General features: G+C 65.2%; 12 protein-coding genes. 9 read left to right on the forward strand and 3 right to left on the reverse strand.

Features of this window, described 5'->3' with window-relative positions; translation table 11 throughout:
• Positions 1-122: 122 nt before the first annotated feature.
• The 4 genes from ACWFUC_RS06525 to ACWFUC_RS06540 all read left to right on the forward strand — a co-directional run bounded on the left by ACWFUC_RS06525 (position 123) and on the right by ACWFUC_RS06540 (position 9,531).
• Positions 123-2,396 carry a CHASE2 domain-containing protein gene (locus ACWFUC_RS06525; RefSeq protein WP_489624423.1) on the forward strand — a complete coding sequence of 758 codons (2,274 nt, stop codon included), beginning with the start codon at positions 123-125 and terminating at the stop codon, positions 2,394-2,396.
• Positions 2,397-2,939: 543 nt separating this feature from the next.
• A complete protein-coding gene (locus tag ACWFUC_RS06530; RefSeq protein ID WP_489637509.1) occupies positions 2,940-4,631 on the forward strand; it encodes a ShlB/FhaC/HecB family hemolysin secretion/activation protein in 1,692 nt (563 codons plus the stop codon).
• Between the two features lies 1 nt (position 4,632).
• A complete protein-coding gene (locus ACWFUC_RS06535) occupies positions 4,633-8,742 on the forward strand; it encodes a beta strand repeat-containing protein (RefSeq protein ID WP_489624425.1) in 4,110 nt (1,369 codons plus the stop codon).
• A gap of 21 nt (positions 8,743-8,763) precedes the next feature.
• On the forward strand, positions 8,764-9,531 hold the full coding sequence (locus ACWFUC_RS06540) for a FecR family protein (RefSeq protein ID WP_121043072.1): 768 nt from the start codon (positions 8,764-8,766) through the stop codon (positions 9,529-9,531).
• A gap of 81 nt (positions 9,532-9,612) precedes the next feature.
• Here the strand turns inward: ACWFUC_RS06540 and ACWFUC_RS06545 are convergent, their stop codons facing one another.
• On the reverse strand, positions 9,613-10,386 hold the full coding sequence (locus tag ACWFUC_RS06545) for an MBL fold metallo-hydrolase (RefSeq protein ID WP_489624426.1): 774 nt from the start codon (positions 10,384-10,386) through the stop codon (positions 9,613-9,615).
• Positions 10,387-10,846: 460 nt separating this feature from the next.
• Between ACWFUC_RS06545 and ACWFUC_RS06550 the strand changes: the two genes are divergently transcribed.
• From ACWFUC_RS06550 to ACWFUC_RS06570, 5 genes are all read left to right on the forward strand, one after another.
• Complete coding sequence (locus ACWFUC_RS06550; RefSeq protein ID WP_489624427.1) at positions 10,847-12,514, forward strand: HD-GYP domain-containing protein; 1,668 nt, start codon at positions 10,847-10,849, stop codon at positions 12,512-12,514.
• Positions 12,515-12,622: 108 nt separating this feature from the next.
• A complete protein-coding gene (locus ACWFUC_RS06555; protein WP_489624428.1) occupies positions 12,623-14,197 on the forward strand; it encodes a COG3904 family protein in 1,575 nt (524 codons plus the stop codon).
• A gap of 10 nt (positions 14,198-14,207) precedes the next feature.
• A complete protein-coding gene (locus ACWFUC_RS06560) occupies positions 14,208-16,280 on the forward strand; it encodes an ATP-binding protein (protein WP_489624429.1) in 2,073 nt (690 codons plus the stop codon).
• Positions 16,277-17,017, forward strand: coding sequence for a response regulator (locus ACWFUC_RS06565; protein WP_121042495.1), 741 nt, complete (start codon positions 16,277-16,279; stop codon positions 17,015-17,017). The genes ACWFUC_RS06560 and ACWFUC_RS06565 overlap by 4 nt, the downstream gene beginning before the upstream one ends.
• 210 nt (positions 17,018-17,227) lie before the next feature.
• Complete coding sequence (locus tag ACWFUC_RS06570) at positions 17,228-18,712, forward strand: SulP family inorganic anion transporter (protein WP_489635289.1); 1,485 nt, start codon at positions 17,228-17,230, stop codon at positions 18,710-18,712.
• A 108-nt stretch (positions 18,713-18,820) separates the two neighbouring features.
• Here the strand turns inward: ACWFUC_RS06570 and ACWFUC_RS06575 are convergent, their stop codons facing one another.
• Positions 18,821-20,335 (reverse strand): efflux transporter outer membrane subunit, encoded by a 1,515-nt coding sequence (locus ACWFUC_RS06575; protein ID WP_489624431.1) that lies wholly within the window; start codon positions 20,333-20,335, stop codon positions 18,821-18,823.
• Between the two features lie 33 nt (positions 20,336-20,368).
• Positions 20,369-23,584 carry an efflux RND transporter permease subunit gene (locus ACWFUC_RS06580; RefSeq protein ID WP_489624432.1) on the reverse strand — a complete coding sequence of 1,072 codons (3,216 nt, stop codon included), beginning with the start codon at positions 23,582-23,584 and terminating at the stop codon, positions 20,369-20,371.
• Positions 23,585-23,660 lie beyond the last annotated feature (76 nt).

Genomic DNA, 23,660 nt, shown 5'->3' on the forward strand with positions numbered 1-23,660 from the left:
CTTATTTCCCCTATTCATGCGGTCATGCCGTGTGGCAACTCCCGGCGTGCCGCGCCGATTGTGGGCACAGGCAACTGGTGGCATGATCGCAGCCAATCAAAAAAGGAATCGGGGGAAAGTCCATGTTGCGTCGTTTGCGTACCGCCTTCGCCAAGTACTGGGCGCGCTGGCTGCTGGCGCTGTTGCTGATCGGCCTGGCCGAGGCGGTGGTGGTGGGTGTGCTGCCCAATCGCGTGGTCGAGCGCATGGACCTGTTCTTCTATGACTTGCGCATGCGTGTGGCCAAACCGGCGCTGGATCCGCGCATCGTCATCGTCGATATCGACGAGCGCAGCATCAACGAGCTGGGCCGCTGGCCCTGGAGCCGCGACCTGGTGGCCAAGCTGGTGGAGCAGATGACGCAGGCCTACCAGGCGCAGTCAGTCGGTTTCGACGTGGTCTTCGCCGAGCCCGACACCACCTCCGGCTATGGCCGTCTGGAAGACCTCGCGCGCGGACCGTTGAAGGACGTGCCGCAACTGGCACAGCAATTGCGCCTGCTCAAGCCGCAGATGGATTACGACGCACGCCTGGCCGCCGCCCTGCAGGGCCAGCCGGTGGTGATGGGCTATGCCTTCTCCAATGAGGGCGGGGCCGTGATCAAGGGGCAGTTGCCACCGCCAGCCTTCAGCGTGGCCGCCCTGGGCGGGCGCGATGTGGAGGTGGTGCGCTGGCGCGCCTATGGTGCCAACCTGCCGCAGCTGCAAGCGGCGGCGCGTGCCGGTGGCTTCTTCAACCCGGTGCCCGATGATGACGGGCTGATCCGCACGGTCTCGCTGCTGGCGCGGCATGGCGACAACTTCTATGAGTCGCTGGCCTTGGCGACGGCCCGGGTGGCGGTCGATGGCAAGCGCATCAAGCCGGTCTTCCTGACCGGCGCGGATGGACTGCTGGGGAATCAGAAGGAGACCTACGATGCGCTCGCCGCCATCGCCGTGGAGGCGCGTCCCCAGCCGCTGATCATTCCGGTGGAGCGCGGGCTGACCACGCTGGTGACCTATCGCGGACGTGGCGGACCGCAGGGCGGTGCCTATCGCTATGTACCGGCAGTGGACGTGATCCGTGGCACCTATCCGCACGACAAGCTGGATGGCCGCATCATGCTGGTCGGGACCACCGTGCCTGGCCTGAACGACCTGCGGGCCACGCCGGTGAGTCCGGTCTATCCCGGGGTGGAGATCCACGCCAACCTGATCGCGTCCATCATCGATGATGATTTCAAGACCCGCCCCGATTTCGCGGCGGGCTATGACGGCTTGCAGGTGGCGCTGGCCGGCCTGCTGCTGGGTTTGATGTTGCCCGCGCTGGGGCCGCTGGCCTCGGTGCTGCTGTCGCTGGGGACGGCGGCCGCTTTGGGTGGACTCAACTACTGGCTCTATGACAGCGCCGGCCTGGTGCTGCCGCTGGCGTCGTCGCTGCTGCTGGTGGCGCTGCTGTTCATCAGCAATCTGGCCTGGGGCTACCTGTTCGAATATCGCAACCGCAAGGCCATCGTCAACCTGTTCGGCGAATATGTGGCCCCGGAACTGGTGGCCGAAATGGCGGCCAATCCGGCCAGCTACAACATGGAAGGCGAGATCCGCGAACTGACCGTGATGTTTTCCGACGTGCGCGGGTTCACCACCATCTCCGAAAGCTTGCAGCCCAACGAGCTGCGTGAATACATCAACATGTATCTCACCGCCATGTCCGAAGATATCCGTGGCAATCGCGGCACGCTCGACAAGTACATCGGCGACGCCGTGATGGCCTTCTGGGGCGCGCCCCTGGATGTGCCTGATCACGCCGCCCGCGCGGTGGCCACGGCATTGAAGATGCAGCAGACCACGCTGCTGCTCAACGAGGAATTCACGCGCCGCAACTGGCCGCCGCTGAAGATCGGCATCGGCTTGAACAGCGGCCAGATGCGCGTGGGCGATATGGGTTCGCGCATCCGCAAGGCCTATACGGTGATGGGCGATGCGGTCAATTTGTCCTCGCGCCTGGAGTCGATCACCAAGGTCTACGGGGTGGGGGTAATGGTCGGTGATGCCACGCGCCAGGCCGCGCCGCAGTTTGCCTATCGCGAATTGGACCGGGTGCGGGTGAAGGGCAAGAACGAACCCGTGCCGATCTTCGAGCCGCTGGCCGTCGAGAGCGAACTCGATGCCGGGTTGCGCGCGGAAGTCGAGCAATGGCATGCGGCGCTGGCGCTGGTGCGCGCGCTGCGCTGGGAGGAGGCGCAGGCCGCCATCGAAGCGCTGCAGGCCGCGCACGCGCGGGGACTTTATGCGCTCTACCTGGAGCGTATTGCGCACTATCGCCAGTCGCCGCCGCCGGCCGATTGGGATGGCGTGACGACCTTCGATACCAAATAAAAAGACCTGGTCAGTCCGCCGCATTTTCCCTGGGGAAATCAGCGCGGTGTGATCGCCGCGTGACTTGTTTTGCACAAACGTTCTCATCCGCTGGCACTTCACGAAAATCTTTGCATGTTGAAACCGCAAATCATTTCCGAGTGGCAATCAAGTGCTGTGCAATCAGCCGCAAACGCCCGCTGGAAGCGGTTTTTCAGCGATTCTTGTCGACGCGGTCAGGACTAGTCAGTATACTTTACAAGCATCAAGAGTGATGTTGCCTGGCAAGGCGGCGTCGCTGCCGGACGCGATTGATCCCTCCTCCAAGAAGTGGAATATCGGTGTCCGGGCGCATCTGCTTCAGGGGTTCCTTTTCGTCTTGTTGTTCGCTTCCGTGGTCCGGGTACCTGCGTGCCGGCCACGCATTGCGTCCGCGCGATCCATGTGCTGACGTCAGTGCAGGCGGCTGGCCGGATGGGAGGGTGGCAGTGACAGCGTGGCTTGCCGCCGCGCTGCGCAACAAGAAAACTGGGAGGGCTCGCCGGGGGGCGGGTCACAGAGACGATGAAACGATGCTTTGGGCATTCTCTGATGGGGATGGCGCTGCTGGGCAGCGCCGTCGCCGCGTGGGCGCAGCCGCAGCCGGCACCACAGGCTTCCGCCGTGGCGGTGGGCAGCGCGCCAGTCCGCAACGACGAACGATTCGACATCACGCGCTTCGCGGTGGAGGGCAACACCTTGCTGACCCAGGCCAGGGTCGACGAAGCGGTCACGCCTTTCCGCGGCCCCGGCCGCGTCTATGGCGACATCCAGCAGGCGCTGGAAGCCCTGGAGAACGCCTATCGCAGTGCCGGGTATACCGCCGTGCAGGTCAGCGTGCCGGAGCAGGAACTGACCGGCGGCGTAGTGCGCCTGCAGGTGGTCGAGACGGTGGTGGGCAAGGTGGTGGTGAGCGACAACCGCCATTTCAGCGAGCAGAACATCCGCGCCAGCATTCCGCAGCTGGTGGAGGGCAGTGCTCCCAACCTGCGGCGCATTTCCGAATCGGTGCAACTGGCCAACGACAATCCGGCCAAGCAGGTCAACGTCACGCTCACCGCCTCCGAATCCACCAACCAGATCGATGCGGCCATCACGGTCAAGGATGACAATCCCCTGCGCGTGATGCTCAACGTCGACAACAGCGGCAACCGTGATACCGGGCAATGGCGCACCGGCGTGGCCGTGCAGCACTCCAACCTGTTCAACCGCGACCATGTGGCCACGGTGGCCTACACCACCTCGCCCGACAGTCCCTCGGGGGCCAAGGTCGACCTGTATTCGCTGGGTTATCGTCTGCCCATGTATGGGCTGGGTGACAGCCTCGATTTCATCTACGGCAAATCCAACGTCACATCGGGCCAGACGCTGGCGGTCAACTCCACGCTCAACATCACCGGCCGCGGCGAAATCTATGCGCTGCGCTGGAACCACTACTTTGCCCGCAGCGGCGAGTGGAGCAGCAAGCTGGTCTTCGGTGCAGACTACAAGAAGGTCGATTCCAGCTGCAACATCAATGGCGGTCTGCTCAATGGCGCCTCGCTCAATACCTGCCTGCCGTATTCCACATTGCCGCTGTCGGTGAGCTACAGCGCCCAGCAACAGGGCGTGGGACAGGTGCTGGACTACAACCTTGGCATCGCCCGCAACATGGCCACCGGCGAGGCGCGCCGCAACGACGCGCTGCAGGTGACGGACCGTTATTCGCTCTTCACCGGTTCGCGCCAGTCGATGGACAATTTCATCATCGTGCGGGGCGGTGCAAGCTGGTTCAAGGTCTTCCAGAATGACTGGCAGGTACGCCTGGCCAGCAGCTTGCAGGTCTCTCCCCATGCGCTGCCGCCGGTGGAACAGTTCGGTCTGGCCGGGGCTAATACCGTGCGCGGCTTCACCGAGCGCGCGGTGGCCGCCGACAGTGGTGCGGTGGTCAATGCCGAACTCTATACCCCGGATCTGCTGGTCAAGAGCGAAGCGCGCGGCAACCTGCGTCTGCTGGGTTTTTTCGATGCCGCGCGCGGTGCCAACAACAACGTGACTGCGGCCTCGACGGTGCCGTCCACGCTCACGCTGGCCAGCTTCGGCGCCGGGTTGCGCTATACGCTGGGACGTGACTTCACCTTGCGCCTGGATGTGGCGCGGGTTCTGCTCAACGGCAATTCCGTCACCGAACAGCGGGGCGATCTCAACGCCCACCTGAGTGCCATCCTGGGGTTCTGACATGACATCACCATCCACTCCCGCACCAGCCCCGGTTCCGCCGGCCATCGAACTGCTGCCGCCCTCGATCACGGTACGCGTCGGCAAGCGCCGCCTGACGCTTTCCTGGCGGGCGCGCAAGCCCTTGCCGCTGCTGCTGTCGCGTCTGTTGCAGCGTGCGTGGAAGCGGGCGCTCGCGCCCGGGTTGCGGCTGTCGCTGGCCGCCGCCGCCGTGTGTGGCGCGTGGCAGGCCCCGGCGCTGGCCGCCGCGCCTGCGCCCGGTACCTTGCCCACCGGCTGGAGCGTGGCCAATGGCAATCTCAGCTTCAGCCAGAACGGCAACACGCTCAACATCAACCAGTTGTCGCCGCAGGCCATTGCCCGCTTCGCCTCGTTCAGCATCGGTGCCGATGCGGCGGTCAACGTGGCCCAGCCGAGTTCGTCCGCGGCCTTGCTGGCCAAGGTGGCCGGTGCCGACATCTCGCAGATCTACGGCAAGCTCTCGGCCAATGGCACGGTGGTGCTGTACAACCCCAATGGCGTGGTGATCGGGCCCGGCGGTACGGTGGATGCCGCCCGCTTCATCGCGACCTCCCTGGCCATCAGCGACAACGACTTTCTGGCTGGCCGTCTCAATTTCATCAAGGACGGCAATGCCGGCCTGGTGGACAACCAGGGCAAGATCAGTTCGGCCACCGGCGGCAGCGTCTACCTGATTGGCGGCAGCGTGTCCAACAGCGGCATCATCACCAGCCCGCAGGGCGAGGTCATCCTCGCAGCCGGCCAGACCGTGACGCTGGCCGATACCGCCACCCCGGGCGTGACCGTGAACGTGACCGGCAGTGCCGGCAACGTCACCAACCTCGGCACCATCACGGCCGAAGCCGGGCGCATCGGCGTGGCGGCGGGCCTCATCACGAATGGTGGCGTCATCAATGCCTCCAGCGTGGTGCGCGAGGGCGGACGCATCTTCCTGCGCGCCTCGGGCAATCTGACCACCACGGCCAGTTCCGGCATCAGTGCCGATGGCACCAAGGGCGGCAATGTCACGCTGTATGCCGCCAATGCCGCCTTCATCGATGGCGATGTGTCGGCGCTGGGCGCGCCAGGGCAGGGTGGATTTGTGGATACCTCCGGGCTGAAACGGCTGGATGTGGTGAAGGTGCCGAAGGTCGGGACGGGCGGGACCTGGCTCATCGATCCGCATGATCTGGAGGTGGTGCCCAACACCACAACGAACGTCAGCTTCGATGGCTGTTCGTCCTACGCGGTCACCTCCACCGATAGTGGCGCGACGATTTCGGCGGCGACCATTTCCAATCAGCTCAGCAATGGTGTCAGCGTCAGCCTGACCACCGGCGATAGCGATGGCGTGGGCGGCAACATCACCGTCTCCGCCAACATCACCAAGAGCGGCGGCGCGGACAGCACACTGACGCTCAACTCCGCCAACAACATCAGCATCCGGGCCAACATCATCAGCGAGAGCGGACGGCTTGGGCTGACCCTCAACAGCGGCTATGTGCAGTCATCGCAAGAGAGCTTCTCGGAAGCCCGCATCATGGACGCGGTCAAGCCGCGCAATCTGAGTACCATCGACAATGGCGCACGCATCGTGCTGAACGGCGGCTCGCTGAGGGTCACCGATGATTCCGGCAACGGGGATCTGCTCATCAGCAATGGCACGGTCAACCTTGGCAGCGGCAACCTCTACGCCGCAGCAGTGCGCGTCAACAGCGCCGGTACGCTTACGCTCAACGGCGGCGGGGGCAATATCAATTCGCTCACCAACAACGGTACCGTCAGCGTCGCCTCCAACGGCGAGGGCAGATTGTCGGTCGGTAGCGATGGCATCACCAACAACGGTACGCTCAACATCAGCGGTCGCGTCAACTCCAGTGGTGATGTGACCAACAATGCCAATGCCACGCTGGTCCTCAATGGTGACGCTGCCGTGTTGAGCGTCACCGGCAATGCCAGTGTGAGCAACTATGGCACCCTGACGATGGCCGGCGGCAATGTCAGCGCGAGCTACATCCGCAACGAGACCAACGGCACCATGTCGGGCAATGGTACGTTGTCGATCAGTGGGTCGTTTACCAATGACGGTATCCTCGCACCAGGTGGCGACGGGACAGTGGGGCGTCTGGCGTTGCGGGCAACCGGCGACCCCAGCGATGCCAGCTTCAGCCAGGGCGATACCGGAAAAATGCTGATCGATATCGCAGGTGCCAGCGACGGCAGTTATGACGTGATCGAATTGACCGGATTCTCTTCGACCAGGCTGGACGGCAGCCTCAAGACTCGTCTGCTGGGCGGCTACTCACCCGCTGGCGAAGTGAGCATCAATGCCATCAACATCAGCGGCACTTCGTCACCGACTGGCTACTTCCGCTCCGTGACCGGGGATATCGTCACGGCGGGCGGACAGGAGAAGATGTTCAAGGCGGTCTACGGTGACAACGGCCTGGCGAACCTCTCCCTGCGCGGTGCCGAGACCTTCACTTATCAGCAGTACGGCTATTCGGAAGGGGGCTGGGAGGACCGCCAAAACTGGGTCAGCAACGCGACCGTAGGCAACGTGTCCACCTACATGCCGACCCAGATCGATACCGTGGTGATCTCGGGCAACCAGACCGTGAGACATGACAGTGTTGACGATACCATCGCCAATCTGCAGATCGCAGCGGGATCCGAGCTCAACCAGCGCGGCGGTACGCTGACGGTACGCAACAGCACCAGCAACAACGGCACGATCAGCGTCAACCGCATGAGTGGCTCGAACAACAGCATCGCTGCCCTGGTGCTCAATGGCACCACCAGCGGAAACGGCACGCTCAATATCGGCAGCACGGACTTCATCAACGGCGAGACGGTCCTGCTCAACGGAACCGTCACCTTGGCCAATGCCGCCCAGTCCAACATGACGGCGGAGCTGGTCGCCGGCAACCTGACCCTGGGCGGCGATGTCCGCCTGTCCAATCTGACCGTGTCCAACGGCACCGTGACCGGCAACGTCGGCTCGCGCCTGGTCGTGGCTGATGCCTTCAGCCAGACCGGCGGCAACCTGACCCTGGCTGATGCCGCGCTGTCGCAGGCTACCGGCTCGCTGGCCATCGGCAACATCACCGCCAACAATCTGGTGCTGCAGGCTGCCAATGGCAACCTTACCCAGAGCACCGGTACCTCGATGCGGGTGAAGTCGCAATTGATCGCCTCGGCCAGCAGCGGCATCACCTTCAACAACAGCGGCAACCAGATTGCCGGCTTTGCCGCCAACAACAGCGGCACCGGCGACATCACGCTGAAGAACGCGCTCAACACCAGCGATGCCAGCGCGGTCAGCATCAACGGTGTGACCACCGCGCGCGGCAACATCAGCATCGACAACACGGGCGGTGTGGTCACTTCGGCCATCGGCACCCGCGCCAGCTTCCTCGGCAGTCTGCCCAGCAATGCCAATGGCACGGCCATCAGTACCGACAGCAAGCTGGCCACCTTGGGCATCAACAGCACCGGCCAGCTCAAGAGCAGCAACGGTTCGGTCAGCGTGGTCACGCACAGCCCGCTGACCATCGGTTCGGGCGGCGTCAGCGCCACCGGAACCATTACCCTGACCGCGAGCGCCTCGTCGGGTAGCAACGACACGCTGACGGTCAATGGCGTGCTGGTTTCTACTGGCGGCAACATCACGCTGTCGGCGGGTGATTCGATGACCATCAACGCCAACATCTCCACCTCGCCGCCGGGCGTGGCGCTGCTGTCGGTGGATTCCGGCCAGGTGATCGGTTACGCCCAGGGCGTCACCATCGTCGACGCCAACGGGACGCGCACGCCGGTAGCGGCCAGCTCCAGCAGTTCCAGTTCCAGTTCCAACTCCAGCAGTACCAGCAGCAGCGCGTCCAACAGCCAGACCGCGCTGGCCGTGCAGCAGCAACAGAACCAGCAGAGCCGTGACTTGCAGGCCAGCCTGAACAACGCCCAGCTCACCGATACCGTGCCCGCCACCAGCGGCAATGTCGTACAGCAGACCGGTGCCACCACCCAAACCGTGGGCGGTACGACGGACCACTTTGGCGACGAAGGCGATGACCGCAAGCAGGCCAAGAAACCGCTGCCGATGTGCACCTGATAACCGGATGATGTGATCTTCATGAATTCCTTCAAGCAAACTTCGCCGGCCTCGGTCCGGCGCCCTCTGGCCGGGTTGATCCTGGCGCTGCTGCTTCTGCTGGCGGTGGCGACTGCTTTCGCCCAGTCGCAGCCGGTGGTGGGCCAGGTCACCCATCTGTCGGGTGTGCTCAGCGTGCGCCATGCGGACGGTGCACGCGTGGTGCTGTCGGTGAAATCGGCGATCCTGCAAGGCGATACGCTCATCACCGAGCGCGAGACCTATGCCCGCGTCAAGTTCGTCGACAACGGCGAGATCGTGCTGCGGCCGGGTTCCGAGGTGGCGGTGAGCAAATACCTCTATGACGAGAAGGAACCCAAGAATGATGCCGTGGCCATCGGCCTGGTCAAGGGCGGTCTGCGGGCGGTGACCGGGCTGGTCGGCAAGCGCAATCATGATGCCGTCAATTTCGATACGCCCACGGCCACCATCGGCATCCGCGGCACCCACTTCGGTGCCCTGTACTGCCAGGACGATTGCGCCGGCGTGCCTACCCCGAGCGGGCAGCCGCCGGCCAATGGCCTGCATGTGGATGTGGTGACCGGGGCCATCCAGGTCACCAACCCGAGCGGATCGCAACTCTACAGCGCCGGCCAGTTCGGCTTCGTCCCCTCGATCTCGCAGCCGCCGGTGATCGTGCCGCCGGCACAGGGCGTGACAGTGACGATGCCGCCGGCCATCAGCAGCAATGGCAACACCGGGACACAGAAGATCGGCGCGGCCAAGCTGGATGCCTGCGTGACCCAGTAAGGCGGGAGCGGCTGGCGGTAGACCAAGAGAAAAGGCACCGGCTCTGGAGCGCGGTGCCTTTGTCGTTGAGGGCGGGATGGATCAGAAGTCGAGCACGGTGCCCGTGGCCAGCATGCGCGGCTGGTGCGCGCTGTTGCCAGCCTTGATCTCGGCGGCGATCTCGTCCAGCTGCCCGGGTTTGGCGTGCGTGATCAGCACCTCGGGCCGGCCTTGCAAGTGTTGCAGTTCTTCCAGCAGCAGGCTGGGGCACAGGTGCTTGGACAGCAGCGCAAGCTCACGGTCGCGATTGGCGAACGCGGCCTCGATGATGAGGTAGCGCAATTGTCCGATGCGATTGAGCGCTTCCCACAGCGGCGGGCAGAGACAGGTATCGCCGCTGAAGGCCAGTGACGACCCGCTCACATGATTGCGCAGCTGGTAGCCGACCGCCGGCACCGTGTGCGCCGCAGGCAGCGGCGTGATGCTGCGCTGGCCCAGTTGCACCGGCTGGCCGGGCTCGACCGTGGCAAAGCGCAGGAAGGCTTGCTCGGGGGTCGGGATGACGCTGAAGTCGGGCCAGATATGCCAGTTGAAGATGTGCTTGCGGATGATCTCCATGGTCGCGGCCGTCGCGTGCATGGTCAGCGGCGTGCTGCGCATGTCGCCCACGCTGTCGATCATCAGCGGCAGGCAGGCAATGTGATCCAGGTGCGCATGGGTGATGAAAACGTGATCGATCTGCGCCAGCCGCGTCAGCGGCAGGTCGCCTACGCCAGTACCGGCGTCGATCAAAATATCGTCATCGATGAGCAGGGAGGTGGTGCGCATGCCATTGCCACCGATGCCCCCGCTGCAGCCCAGGATTTCTACACGCATTGTGATTGCCGCTCATAGAGTTGTGGGTTCCGGCCCTGCCGCACGGGTTGAGAGGGAACCTTGTTGCAGCCCGGAAACCCTTTTCCGGACTGGCTTTGCGGACGATGTGGCAAATTATGCAACACAGATGGATGGTAAGGGATACGGCTCATCAGCGCAATCGGGAGATCCCTGAACGCGGGCGCGGCCAAGGGGTGCTGGTCGCGGTTGCCGGCAAGCGCAGAATTGGCGGCCAAATCCCCTCAAGCTCGCTGCAAGACGGCGTGCGCTGCCGGTCTAGAATCGCGATGATGCCGAAAAAGCATCCGCCAGAAGTGCGTCGGCATTGCCCTTGCGCAATGATCGCGCCGTGTCCGTCCGCCAACGCTTCAGGGAGTCGCATGTTGCCAGCAGTCCACCCAGCAGCCCACACCTGCCAGACCGTCCAGTGCCTGCACTGCGGCGGACGGGAGCGGGCGGCATGAACGTCCCGGCCAGCATGCATGATCTCGCCCCCACGACCGGCGAGCACCGCGACATTGCCTATCGCCTGGAACGGCTGACCGAGCTGTGCCGCGAGCTGGGCAGCCAGCGCGACATTCCGCTGTTGCTGGAGCGCATCCTGCTGACCGCGCGCGACATCACGCGCGCCGATGGCGGCACGCTGTACCGCACCACCGACCATGGCGACGCGCTGCGTTTCGACATCTCCGTCAACCAGACCCTCAAGATGCACCAGGGCGGCAGCAGTGGCCAGGCCGTCTCGATTCCCGATATTGCCCTGACGCTTCCCGATGGCCAGCCCAACCTGGCGGCGGTCGCTGCCTATGCGGCCAACACCCGGGAGTCGGTCAACATCGCCGACGTCTACCAGGCCAGCGGCTTCAACTTCAACGGCATGCGCCTGTTCGACGAGAAGTATGGCTACCGCTCGAAGTCCATCCTGACCGTGCCGATGCAGGATCACGAGGGGGAACTGGTGGGGGTGTTGCAGCTCATCAATGCCATTGATCCCGACAGTGGCGTGCCGGTCCCCTTCTCGGAGACCGACCAGCGCTTCATCGAGGCCCTGGCCTCGCAGGCCGCCATGGCGATGACTAACCAGCAGTTGATCGCGCGCCTGGAAAACTTGTTCGAAAGCCTGATCAAGCTGATCAACATCGGCATCGGCGAAAAGTCGCCGCACACCGGCCGCCACTGCGAGCAGGTACCGCAACTGGCCATGATGCTGGCCGAGGCTGCGCACAACACCACCGAAGGCCCGCTGGCCGATTTCCGCATGACCGACGCCGATCGTCGCGAACTGTGGCTGGCAGCGCTGCTGCACGACTGCGGCAAGATCGGCACGCCCAGCCACATCGTGGAAAAAGCCACCAAGCTGGAAACCATCTTCGATCGCATCCACCTGATCGATACCCGATTCGAAGTGCTCAAGCGCGATGCCCAGATCCGCGTGCTGCAGGAGAAGCTGGCGCTGGGTAGCGCGCTCACGCCGGAGCGCTCCGCCGAGCTGGACGCCGGCCTGCAGGCCGAGTTTCTGCAGATGGAGGATGAGCGCGCCTTCCTGCGCAGGATCAACTACGGCAACGAAGGCATGCGCGCCGAAGACCAGCAGCGCGTGCTGGATATCGCCGAACGCAGCTGGCGCGGTCCCGACGGCCAACTCCGCAAGCTGCTCGATGACGAAGAGGCCGGCAACCTGCGCATCCGTGCGGGGACGCTAAACGATGCCGAACGCGCCATCATCAACAACCACATCGTCATCACCATCAAGATGCTGGAGTCCCTGCCGTGGCCCAAGCAGCTGGCCCGCGTCACCGAGTTTGCCGGTGGCCACCACGAGCGCATGGATGGCAAAGGCTATCCCAAGGGACTGACACGCGAGCAGATGTCGGTGCAGGCGCGCATCATGGCGGTGGCCGACATCTTCGAAGCCGTGACCGCCGCTGACCGTCCCTACAAGCGCGGCAATACCCTCAACGAGGCGGTCGATATCCTGGCCGGTTTCAAGGCGCGCAATCACATCGATCCGGATATCTTCGACCTGTTCGTGCGCGAACGCATCTACGAAAAGTATGCCGAGCAATTCATGCATCCCAGCCAGATCGACCCGGTCGACCTGTCGCGTATCCCCGGCCATGGCGGGTGAAGGCGCGACGGCATCGCCAAGCTGGGTTATGCTGTTGGCTTCATAAAGTCTCCCTTCATTGAAGACGCTGTGCGCACTGCGCGGCAGCGCATCGAGGAAAAGCATCACGTGTCCCAGGCAGTAATCCGATCGTCCGTTCCTTCCAGCCCGCCCGCCAGTTTCCTGCGCCGTCATTGGCGCGGTGATTATTCGCTGGGCCGTTCCTACTGGCTGCATACCGTCCTCCTGACTTCGCTGGTGCCGGCGCTGGCCATCTCGGTACTGGCGCGGCTGACCAATGACATGCCGGCGCGCTACGGCATGGCCGGCGTGCTGGGTATCGCCACCTTCAGCTACCTGGCCTGGACCTGGGGTGTGTGGGGCTGCTGGCGCTCGGCCAGCAAGCACGTGGCACGCGGCGGACGGCGCTGGGCCGAGGTGGTGGTCAAGTTCCTGATCGTGTGCGGTGCCATCAGCATGGTCACCAGTACCTGGCGGGCCGCGCATTCCGTGCGCGAACAGCTCGAGATCGCCCTGGGCAAACAGCTCGGGCCACCGGTGGTGTACCAGGTGCGGGTGGATGGCAAGTCGGTCCTGCTGCAAGGAGGGATGAACGACGGCGCGGCCGATGGGCTGGATGCGATCCTGCAGCAGCATCCTGGCGTGCAGACGGTGGTCCTGTATTCGGCCGGTGGCTGGGTGCGCGAAGGCAAGCTGGTGGGCGAGGTGATCCGCCGCCGCCGGCTCAATACCTATGTCGAGCAGGAGTGCTCGTCCTCCTGCACGCTGGCCTTCCTGGCAGGGCGTGACCGTGCCATGGATCCGCGTGCGCACATCGGTTTCCATACGCTCTATACGGTCGGCGGCGATGATCGCATCAACAAGAGTTTCGACCGCAAGCTGACCTTCGATACCTACGGCAAGCTGGGTCTGCCGCATGACTTCATCGAACGCATTGCCGATACCCCGGCGGCGCAGAGCTGGTATCCGGAGCTGGGCCAGCTGCTGCAGGCAGGTGTGCTGACGCGTCTGGCACCGGGCGGCGAGACCGCGCAACTGGCCACCATCGCTACCTCGCGCGACGTGCTGGAGGCGGAATTCAAGAAGGGGGCGCTGTTCGACATCATGGCCCGTTACCACCCCGCCGACTTTGCCCGCACCATCGACCTGGCCTGGGCCAAGGTACAGGCGCATGCGTCGGACGCCGAGATCCTGGCCGTGGGCCGCGAGCAGGTCGGCCTGTTGAGCCGGCGGCTGCTGCCGATTGCCTCTGATGCGTCACTGGCCGAATTCCAGCAATTGCTGCTGGACGAAGCTGTGGCCTTGCGCGGCATCAGCGTGGCGGCCTGCACCGAGCTGATCTACCCGCGTTCGCGCGCGGAGGCGGCGGCCGGGCGCGAGGCGCCGCAAGCGGCCTTGCCGCAGGAATTCGCCAATCGCGAACAGGTGATGACGCAGCGTCTGCTGCGTGACGCCGATCCGGCCAATGCCGGGCGCTACAGCCTGGCCGAGCGCACCCGCGTGATGCGCAAGGCACTTGCGCCGCTGACCCAGGAACAACTGAAATTGCTGTCTTCGCCCCTGCGCCGCCAGGCTGACCCGGACGCTACCTGCGACGCCTCCATCGCCTATCTGCGCGCAGTCATGCAGTTGCCGGCGGAGGAACGGCGGGTGGCCCTGCGCGTGCTCTACTCACGCAGCTGACACGTTCCTCATGGCCGATCTCCCAAGCTCCCGCCCCGCCTTCGCCGACAGTCTGCGCACGCTGTTGGCAGCGCTGGCGTGCGGCGTGGGCTATGCCTTGCTGGCCAGTCCCGCTGCCCATCTGCAGGACAGCACTACGCTGGCTCCCATCGCTGCGCCGGCACCGGCGCTGATGATCGCGCTGCTGTGGCGCAAGCCGGCGCGCGACTGGCTCCCTTATCTGCTGGCGGTGTTCGTGGCGATGATGGTGGTCGGCGATCGCGACAGCCTGCCGTGGCAGGTCGATGCCGGCTTTGCACTGCTCAACGTGGTGCAGATCGTGGCCTGCGTCCTGCTGGGGCGGCGCTTCGTCAGCCGCGACGGACAATTCGACGGGCTGGTCAGGCTGGGCCGTTTCCTGCTGCTGTTGCCGCTGGTGGCGGTGGCCGTGGTGGCGGCGCTGGGTGCCACGCTGGCTGCCGATGTGATGCCGGGCGGCTGGTGGGCCGAATGGCGCACGCTGTTGGTGGGGCATGGGCTGGCAATCCTGGTGTTGACGCCGGCCGTGCTGACGTGGTCAGACGGTGCCTGGCGCAGGCTGTTCCATGACCGCATCACCCTGCTGGGCGCGCTGGCGGTGAGCGGCGTGCTGCTGGCTTGCGCGGGCTTGGGCTGGTCGGGCGAGGTGCAGCGCGTGCTGCTCTCGCTGGCGCTGGCCGGCGCCGCGCTGTATGGCGGCCTGCGCAGCGCCACCCTGGCGACCAGTCTGGCGGCCGTGATGGCAGTGCTGTTCACGCTTTACGATATCGGCCCCTATGCGCAGGAGGGGCTGGACAGCACCTGGAACCTGCAGGTCGACCTGGCCGGCCTGGCGATGCTGACCTTCTTCATTGCCGTGGCCATGCGTGAACGGCAGGTCCTGGCCGCCCGCATGGAACAGATGCGCCGTTTCGAAGCGCTGGGGATGATGGCCGGCGGCATCGCCCATGATTTCAACAATGTCCTGGGCGCGGCCGGCGGCTATGCGGAACTGGCCCAGGAGCAGCTCGATGCCGACGCGCCCGCCCAGCGCCCATTGAGCGAAGTTCTGGCGGCCGTGCGTCGTGGCCGCGATCTGACCGAGCAGATCCTGCTGGCCGGTCGCCGTGGCGATCGTCAGCGCAGCCTGCTCGATATCCGCGATCCGGTGGCCGAGGCCGTCATGCTGGCCCGTCCGCTGTGTCCAGCGGGCGTGGTGATCGCCTACCAGCCGCCGCCACAACCGCTGGCCGTGCAGGGCCATGCGGGACAACTGGCGCGCCTGGCGCTGAACCTGATCCGCAATGCCAGCCAGGCGGCGCGCAGCCAGGTGGTAGTCAGTCTGCATGCCGGAGCCACGCCGCCGCAAGCGCCGCTGGCCGGTGAGCTGCCGCAGCCGCAGGCGGTCTGGCTGGAAGTGACGGACGATGGTGCCGGCATCGCCCCGGAACATCTGGCACGTCTGTTCGAGCCCTTCTTCAGCACCCGCAGCGGGGGCGGTGGAAAGGGTAGCGGCACCGGTCTGGGGCTGGCCATCGTGGCCGGCATCGCCATTGAACATGAAGGCGGCGTGGCGGTCAGCAGCTCCCCGTCGGGGACGCGCTTTCGCCTGCTGCTGCCGCTGCCGGCACAGGAGCTGCCGCTGGCAGTACCTGAGCGCGTCGTACCCTCTGCTGCGCCGGGCGCGGCCGGCGCGAGTGCCTGTGGACAAGGCGAATGCATCTTCGTCATCGATGACGATGCGTCCCAGCGCGCCCTGTGCGCGCAGTGGCTCGCCAGTCTGGGCTACAGCCCCATGGTGTTCGGCGACCCGCAGCAGGCGCTGGCGGAATTGACGCTGGAGCCGCTGGCCGTGGATCTGGTCATCACCGATCTGGACATGCCGCAGATGCAGGGCGATGCGCTCATCGCCGCCATGCGCACGCTGCGTGCCGACCTGCCCGTGCTGCTGTGTTCCGGCCAGCCGCGTGCGGCCACCCTGGCGGCGGCGCTGGCAGCGCGATCGCTGGCCAAGCCGTATGATCTTCCTGCCCTGCGGCGTGCGGTCCTGCACGCCCTGGGCGCATCCGAACGAGGTTCTCCATGAGCATCACGCCCCCGCCGCGCATTCTGGTCGTCGATGATGACCAGGCCATGCGTCAATTGCTGGTCGACTACCTGAGCGGCCACGGACTGATCGTGGACAGCGCCGCCACAGGTGCCCAGGCGCAGGCCGCCGTGCAGGCCACGCAGTACGACATGGTGCTGCTCGACCTCGGTCTGCCCGATGTCGATGGTGCCGAACTGGCGCGCGGCTGGCGGGCTGCGGGTGGCTTGTCCATCATCTGCGTGACCGGCCGCAATGAGGAGGCCGACATGGTCATGGGCCTGGAACTGGGCGCGGATGACTACATCACCAAGCCCTTCTCGCCGCGCGAAGTGCTGGCACGCATGCGCGCGGTGCTGCGGCGCGCCGCGGCGCAGGCTGCGCCGGCCGCGCCGGTGACGCGCGGCCGGCATCCGCGGGCCTATCGCTTCGCCGGCTGGGAGCTCAACCTCAATACGCGCCGGCTGACCGCGCCGGACCAGCGCCAGGTCAGTCTGACCAATGCCGAATTCAGCCTGCTGGTGGCGTTCCTGGGCGCACCGGGCCGCATCATTTCGCGCGAACACTTGCTGGAAAGCACGCGCGCCTTCGACGAAGTCTATGATCGCGCCATCGATGTGCAGATCCTGCGCCTGCGCCGCAAGCTCGAAGCCGACCCCAAGCATCCGACCCTGCTGCGTACCGAGCGCGGGGCCGGCTATCTTCTGGATACCGAGATCGAGGTGATCTGGAGCTAGGGCTGGCGTGGCAGCCGCGCCACGGCCACCGGCAGTCGATGCTGCGGTGCGGTAAAATGCTGTCTTCAAGTCTTGCGGACGTGCTTTCGCCCAGTTTCCGGCGATGGCAGTGCGTGCGCAGGGCATCTCTGCCGTACCGCCCTTGCCGCCTCACGCGCGCTGACGCGTTCATGATGGTGCCGGCCCCTGCGGCCTGTTTCTTCCCTGCCCATGACGACTCTCTCCTCATCCACTTCGCGCCTGCGCGACCTGCGCCAGAACGTTCTGGCCGGCCTCACCACCTCCTTCGCGCTGGTGCCCGAATGCATCGCCTTTGCGCTGGTGGCGCAGTTGAACCCGCTGATGGGGCTATATGGCGCTTTCTTCATCTGTACCATCACGGCCCTGTTCGGTGGCCGCCCGGGCATGATTTCCGGGGCGGCCGGCTCGATGGCTGTGGTCATCGTGGCCCTGGTCGTTCAGCATGGTGCACAATATTTCCTGGCGACGGTGGTGCTGTCGGGCGTGATCATGCTGCTCTTCGGCGCGCTGCGGCTGGGCAAGCTGGTGCGCATGGTGCCGCATCCGGTGATGCTGGGCTTCGTCAATGGCCTGGCCATCGTGATCGCGATGTCGCAGCTGGAACATTTCCGCGTCGAGACCCCCGCCGGTCCGCAATGGTTGCAGGGCGGGGCGCTGGCCATCATGATCGGCCTGACGCTGGCCACCATGCTGATCGTGTGGCTGCTGCCGCGCGTGACCAAAGCGATTCCACCGGCGCTGGCGGCCATTCTCGGCGTGGGCCTGGTGACTTATTTCAGCGGCCTCCACACCCGCACCCTGGCCGACATGGCGCAGATCGCCGGCGGCCTGCCGCCGCTGCACTGGCCCAGTGTGCCGATGAACCTGGAGACGCTGCGCATCATCGGTCCCTATGCGGTGCTCATGGCCATCGTCGGCCTGCTGGAAACCCTGCTGACCTTCAACCTCACTGACGAAATCACCGCCAGCCGTGGCCAGCCCAACCGCGAATGCCTGGCACTGGGCGCGGCCAACATCGTCTCGGGCCTGTTCGGCGGCATGGGCGGTTGCGCCATGATCGGCCAGACCATGATCAACCTCGGCTCGGGTGGGCGCTCGCGTCTTTCCGGTGTGGTGGCGGGCGGGATGATCCTGCTGTTCATCCTCTTCCTGTCGCCGGCCATCGAGCGCATCCCGCTGGCCGCGCTGGCCGGTGTCATGTTCGTGGTGGCACAGGAGACCTTTGCCTGGGGTTCGCTGCGCGTGCTGGGCAAGGTGCCGCGCAGTGATGCGCTGGTCATCATTGCGGTGACCATCATCACCGTGCTGACCGACCTGGCCGTGGCCGTCCTGTGCGGCATCGTCATCACCGCGCTCAACTTTGCCTGGCAGCATGCCCGTGAAATCCGTGCCGACCGCCGCGATGAGGCCGACGGCAGCCGCACTTACCTGCCGCAGGGCACGCTGTTCTTCGCCTCCACCACACACTTCCTCGACCTCTTCGATACGGCCAGCGATCCGCAGCAGGTCACCCTGGATTGCCGTCATCTGCGCCTGGCGGACCACTCCGCCATTGCGGCCGTGCAGACCCTGGCCGAGCGTTACGTGCGTGCTGGCAAGGAGTTGCGCGTGGTGGCCTTGTCGCTGCGTTGCAGCCAGTTGCTGGAACGCGCGGGTTTGCCGCAGGTGGCGTAAAAAAAAGCCCGCCGTCGCTTGCGCAAGGCGGGCCAGAAGTACCACGGGAAATCATGCTTCATCGTCGGCTCGCATCGCAGGATGCGGGCCGATGTCACGTCTGCGTGCTTACTTCGATGAGGATAGTTGCATTTCCGGACTACCCCATCCGCCGCCCAGGGCACGGATCAGGTTGACGGTGGAACGGGCCCGTTCGCCATCGAGCGTGACCGAAGCGCGCCGGGTCTGCAGCACGGTGCGGTCGGCATCGATGACGCTGAAGTAGCTCACCGCACCCTCGCGGTACTGCGTGTGCGAGAGTTTGGCTGCGCGCGCGGAGGCGGCCACGGCTTCATCCTGGGCGCGGTTCTGGTCGTCCAGGATGCGCAGGTTGGCCAGGTTGTCTTCCACTTCGCGGAAGGCGTTCAGAACCGTGCCGCGATAGGTTGCCACCTGCTCTTCATAGCTGGCGCGCGCACGATCCACACCGGCCTGGCGGCGTCCGCCATCGAACAGCGGCATCGACAGCGCCGTGCCCACCAGCGGGCCCAGGAGGAAGGTGCGGCTGGACCAGTTGAACAGATCACCCAGTTGCGCCGACTCATACCCCAGGCCACCGGTCAGGTTCAACGCCGGGAAGAAGGCCGACTTGGCCACGCCCACGCGGGCATTGGCGGCAGCCATGGCGCGTTCGGCAGCGGCGATGTCGGGACGGCGCTCCAGCAGCGTCGAGGGCAGTCCGGCCGGCACCGACACGCTCAGGCGCGTCAGCGGTTGCGGCGGCAGCGAGAACTCGGCCGGGGTGCGGCCCAGCAGGATGGCCAGCGCGTGTTCGGCGGTGGCGCGCTGGCGGGCAATGCCCAGCGCTTCCGATTGGGCCGAGGCCAGTTCGGAACGGGCGCGGGCTACGTCCACTTCACTGATGTCGCCTTCGTCGAAGCGGCGCTGCACCAGGCGCAGCGATTCCTGGCGCAACTCGACGGTGCCGCGATACAGCTCGGCGGCAGCGTCCAGTTCACGCACCTGGAAGTACTGCTGCGCCACGTCGGCCTGCAGGGCCAGCAGTACCGAGTGGAACAGCGCTTCGCTGCGCTGGGCATCGGCGGTGGCGGCATCGACGGTCGAGGCGACCCGGCCGAAGAGGTCGACTTCGTAAGAAACGTTCACCTGAGCACGATAAAGAGTGAACGGTTGTGTGTTGGCATCGGCCGGCAAGCCTTGCGAGGCGGGCGACGGGCGCTGGCGGGTCGCACCGACCCCTGCATCCACCTGCGGGAAGTAGCCCGAGCGCGCATCGCGGGTCAGGGCGCGCGCCTGGCCCAGGCGGGCGGCGGCCGCCTTGAGGTCCTGGTTGGCTTGCTGGGCGGTGTCTTCGAGGGCGTTCAACTTGTCGTCGCCGAAGATTTTCCACCACTCGCCACGGGCAATGTCTTCGGCCGGTTGCGCGGTCTTCCACTGGCTGCCGTTCTCGCCTGTTTGCGGCGCAGGGGCCGCTTCCTTGAAGGCGGCCGGGGTGTCCACCGCCGGACGTTCATAGGTCGGGGCCACCGAGCAGCCGGCCAGCACCAGCAGTGCCGCCAGCAGTGCCGAGCTGATGCGCACGGGGCGCAGCAGGCGGCCGATCGAGAGAGATTGGGTCATCATTTTTCTTGCTCCATTCATGGGCCGATCCGCAGATCAGCGATCATCCTGTGCGCCCGGTGCAGCGTGGGCGATGTGGGTGCCGGCGGTCATCGGGGCTTCGTGATGCGAGGCCGAGTGCAGGGCACGGCGATCGATGGTACGCAGCAGGACATAGAACACGGGCGTGAGGAACAGGCCGAAGAGGGTCACGCCCAGCATGCCGAAGAACACTGCAATCCCCATCGCATGGCGCATTTCCGAACCGGCGCCGGAGGAGGTCACCAGCGGCACCACCCCCATGATGAAAGCGATCGAGGTCATCAGGATCGGACGCAGACGCAGGCGGCTGGCTTCGATGGCGGCTTGCACGGCACTGCGGCCCTGCATCTCCAGTTCGCGGGCGAATTCCACGATCAGGATGGCGTTCTTGGCCGACAGGCCCACCAGCACCATCAGGCCGATCTGGGTGAAGATGTTGTTGTCGCCGCGGGTCAGCCACACACCGGTCAGTGCCGCCAGGATGCTCATCGGCACGATCAGGATCACGGCCAGCGGCAGGGTCAGGCTTTCATAGAGCGCCGCCAGCACCAGGAACACCAGCAGCACGCTGATCGGGAACACCCAGACGCCTGCGTTGCCGGCCAGGATCTTCTGGTAGGTCAGGTCGGTCCATTCGAACTTGATGCCGCGCGGCAGGGTGGCAGCCGCCACGCGTTCAGCCGCAGCCTGGGCCTGGTCCGAGGAATAACCCGGAGCCGGACCGCCATTGATGTCGGCGGCGGTATAGCCGTTGTAGCGCACCACCATTTCCGGACCGAAGGTCTGCTTGACCTTCACCACGGAGGACAGCGGCACCATCTCGCCGGCATCGTTGCGGGTCTTCAGTTGCGCGATGTCCTCGGCCTTGGCGCGGAAGGGCGCGTCAGCCTGGGCACGCACCTGGTAGACGCGGCCAAAGCGGTTGAAGTCGTTCACGTACAGCGAACCCAGGTAGATCTGCATGGTGTTGAAGACGTCGGTGACCGGAATGCCCAACTGCTTGGCCTTGACGCGATCCAGTTCCACATCCAGCTGCGGCACGTTGATCTGGTAGCTGGAGAACATCGGGCCCAGCGCCGGTTCCTTGGCGGCGGCCTTCATGAAGGCTTGCGCGGCCTTGTCCAGTTCGGCGTAGCCCAGCGCATCGCGGTCTTCGATCTGCATCTTGAAACCACCCAGCGTACCCAGGCCCATCACCGGCGGCGGCGGGAAGACGGCGGTGAAGGCTTCCTTGATGCCGCCGAATTTCTTGTTCAGCGAGGCGGCGATGGCGTTGCCCGACAGTTCCTTGCTCTTGCGTTCCTCGAAGGGCTTCAGGCCCACGAAGACGATACCGGCCGAAGAGCTGTTGGTGAAACCGTTGATGGACAGGCCAGGGAAGGCAATCGCGCTGGCCACGCCCGGTTCCTTCAGCATGATGTCGCTCATCTTGCGCATCACTTCTTCACTGCGGTCGATCGAAGCGCCATTGGGCAGCTGGGCGAAGGCCACCAGGTATTGCTTGTCCTGGCCCGGCACGAAGCCGCCGGGAACGATGTAGGACACACCCAGGGTCGCCGCCAGCAGCACCACATACACGCCCATGGTGGCACCCTTGCGCTTGATCACGCCGGTCACGCCATGACCGTAGTTGTCGGAGGCGCGGTTGAAGAAGCGGTTGAAGCGGGTGAAGAAGCCACCGAGGAAGCGGTCCATCTGCCGCGTCAGCCAGTCCGGCTTGTCGCCGTGGCCCTTGAGCAGCAGGGCGGCCAGAGCCGGGGACAGCGTGAGCGAGTTGAAGGCCGAGATGACGGTGGAGATCGCAATGGTCATCGCGAACTGCTTGTAGAACTGGCCGGTGAGGCCGGTCATGAAGGCCAGCGGCACGAACACCGCCACCAGCGTCAGGGCAATGGCGATGATGGGGCCGGAGACCTCCTGCATGGCGCGATAGGTGGCGTCACGCGGCGAGAGGCCGGCACCGATATTGCGTTCCACGTTTTCCACCACCACGATGGCATCATCGACCACGATACCGATGGCCAGCACCATCCCGAACAGCGACAGCGCATTGATGGTGTAACCGAAGCCCAGCATCAGCGAGAAGGTACCGATGATGGAGACCGGCACGGCCAGCAGCGGAATGATGGAAGCGCGCCAGGTCTGCAGGAAGATGATCACCACGATCACGACCAATGCAATGGCTTCCAGCAGGGTATGCACCACCGCTTCGATGGAAGCCCGCACGAACTGGGTCGGGTCATAGACGATGCTGTAGCTGACCGAGCTGGGGAAGTCGGCCGACAATTCCTTCATCGCCGCGCGCACCTGGGTCGAGACATCCAGCGCATTGGCACCGGGGGCCTGGAAGATCGGGATGGCCACGGCCGGCTTGTTGTCCAGCAGCGAGCGCAGGCCATATTCGGAGGCAGCCAGTTCGACCCGTGCGACGTCACCCAGGCGGGTGGTCGCTCCATCGGGCGAGGCCTTCAGGATGATGTCGCGGAATTCGCCCTCGGTCTTCAGACGACCCTGCGCGTTCACCGACAATTGCAGCGGTGTCTCCGGCGAGCTGGGCGAGGCACCGATCACACCGGCCGCTACCTGCACGTTCTGCTCGCGGATGGCGCGCACCACGTCGGTAGCCGTCAGGCCGCGCTGGGCCACCTTGTTGGGATCGAGCCAGACGCGCATGGCGTAGTTGCCCGAGCCGAACAGGCCGACTTCACCCACGCCCTGGATACGCGCCAGCCGGTCCTTGACGTTCAGGACCGCGTAGTTGCGCAGGTAGGTGGTGTCGTAGCGGTTGTCCGGCGAGGTCAGGTGCACCACCATGGTCAGCGTGGGCGAGGATTTGAGCGTGGTCACGCCCAGTCGCTGCACGTCTTCCGGCAGGCGCGGCAGGGCTTGCGAGACGCGGTTCTGCACCAGCTGCTGGGCCTTGTCGGGATCGACGCCCAGGCGGAAGTTGACGGTGATGGTGAGGTTGCCGTCGCTGTTGGCCTGCGACTGCATGTAGAGCATGTTTTCCACGCCGTTGATCTGCTCTTCCAGTGGCGAGGCCACCGTTTCAGCGATCACCTTGGGGTTGGCGCCGGGATACTGCGCGCGTACCACCACGGAAGGCGGCACCACTTCCGGATATTCGGAGATGGGTAGCTGCAGCATGGCCAGCACGCCGCCCAGCAGCAGCAGTACCGACAGCACGCCCGCGAAGATCGGGCGGTCGATGAAGAATTTTGAGATATTCATGTAGGTTCCTTGTCAGTCGTCAGGATGCAAATGCCCTGGCAGCGGGCCTTGCAGCCCCTGCGACTTGTTCTTCCTT

The sequence above is a fragment of the Herbaspirillum sp. Her4 genome, assembly GCF_057961335.1.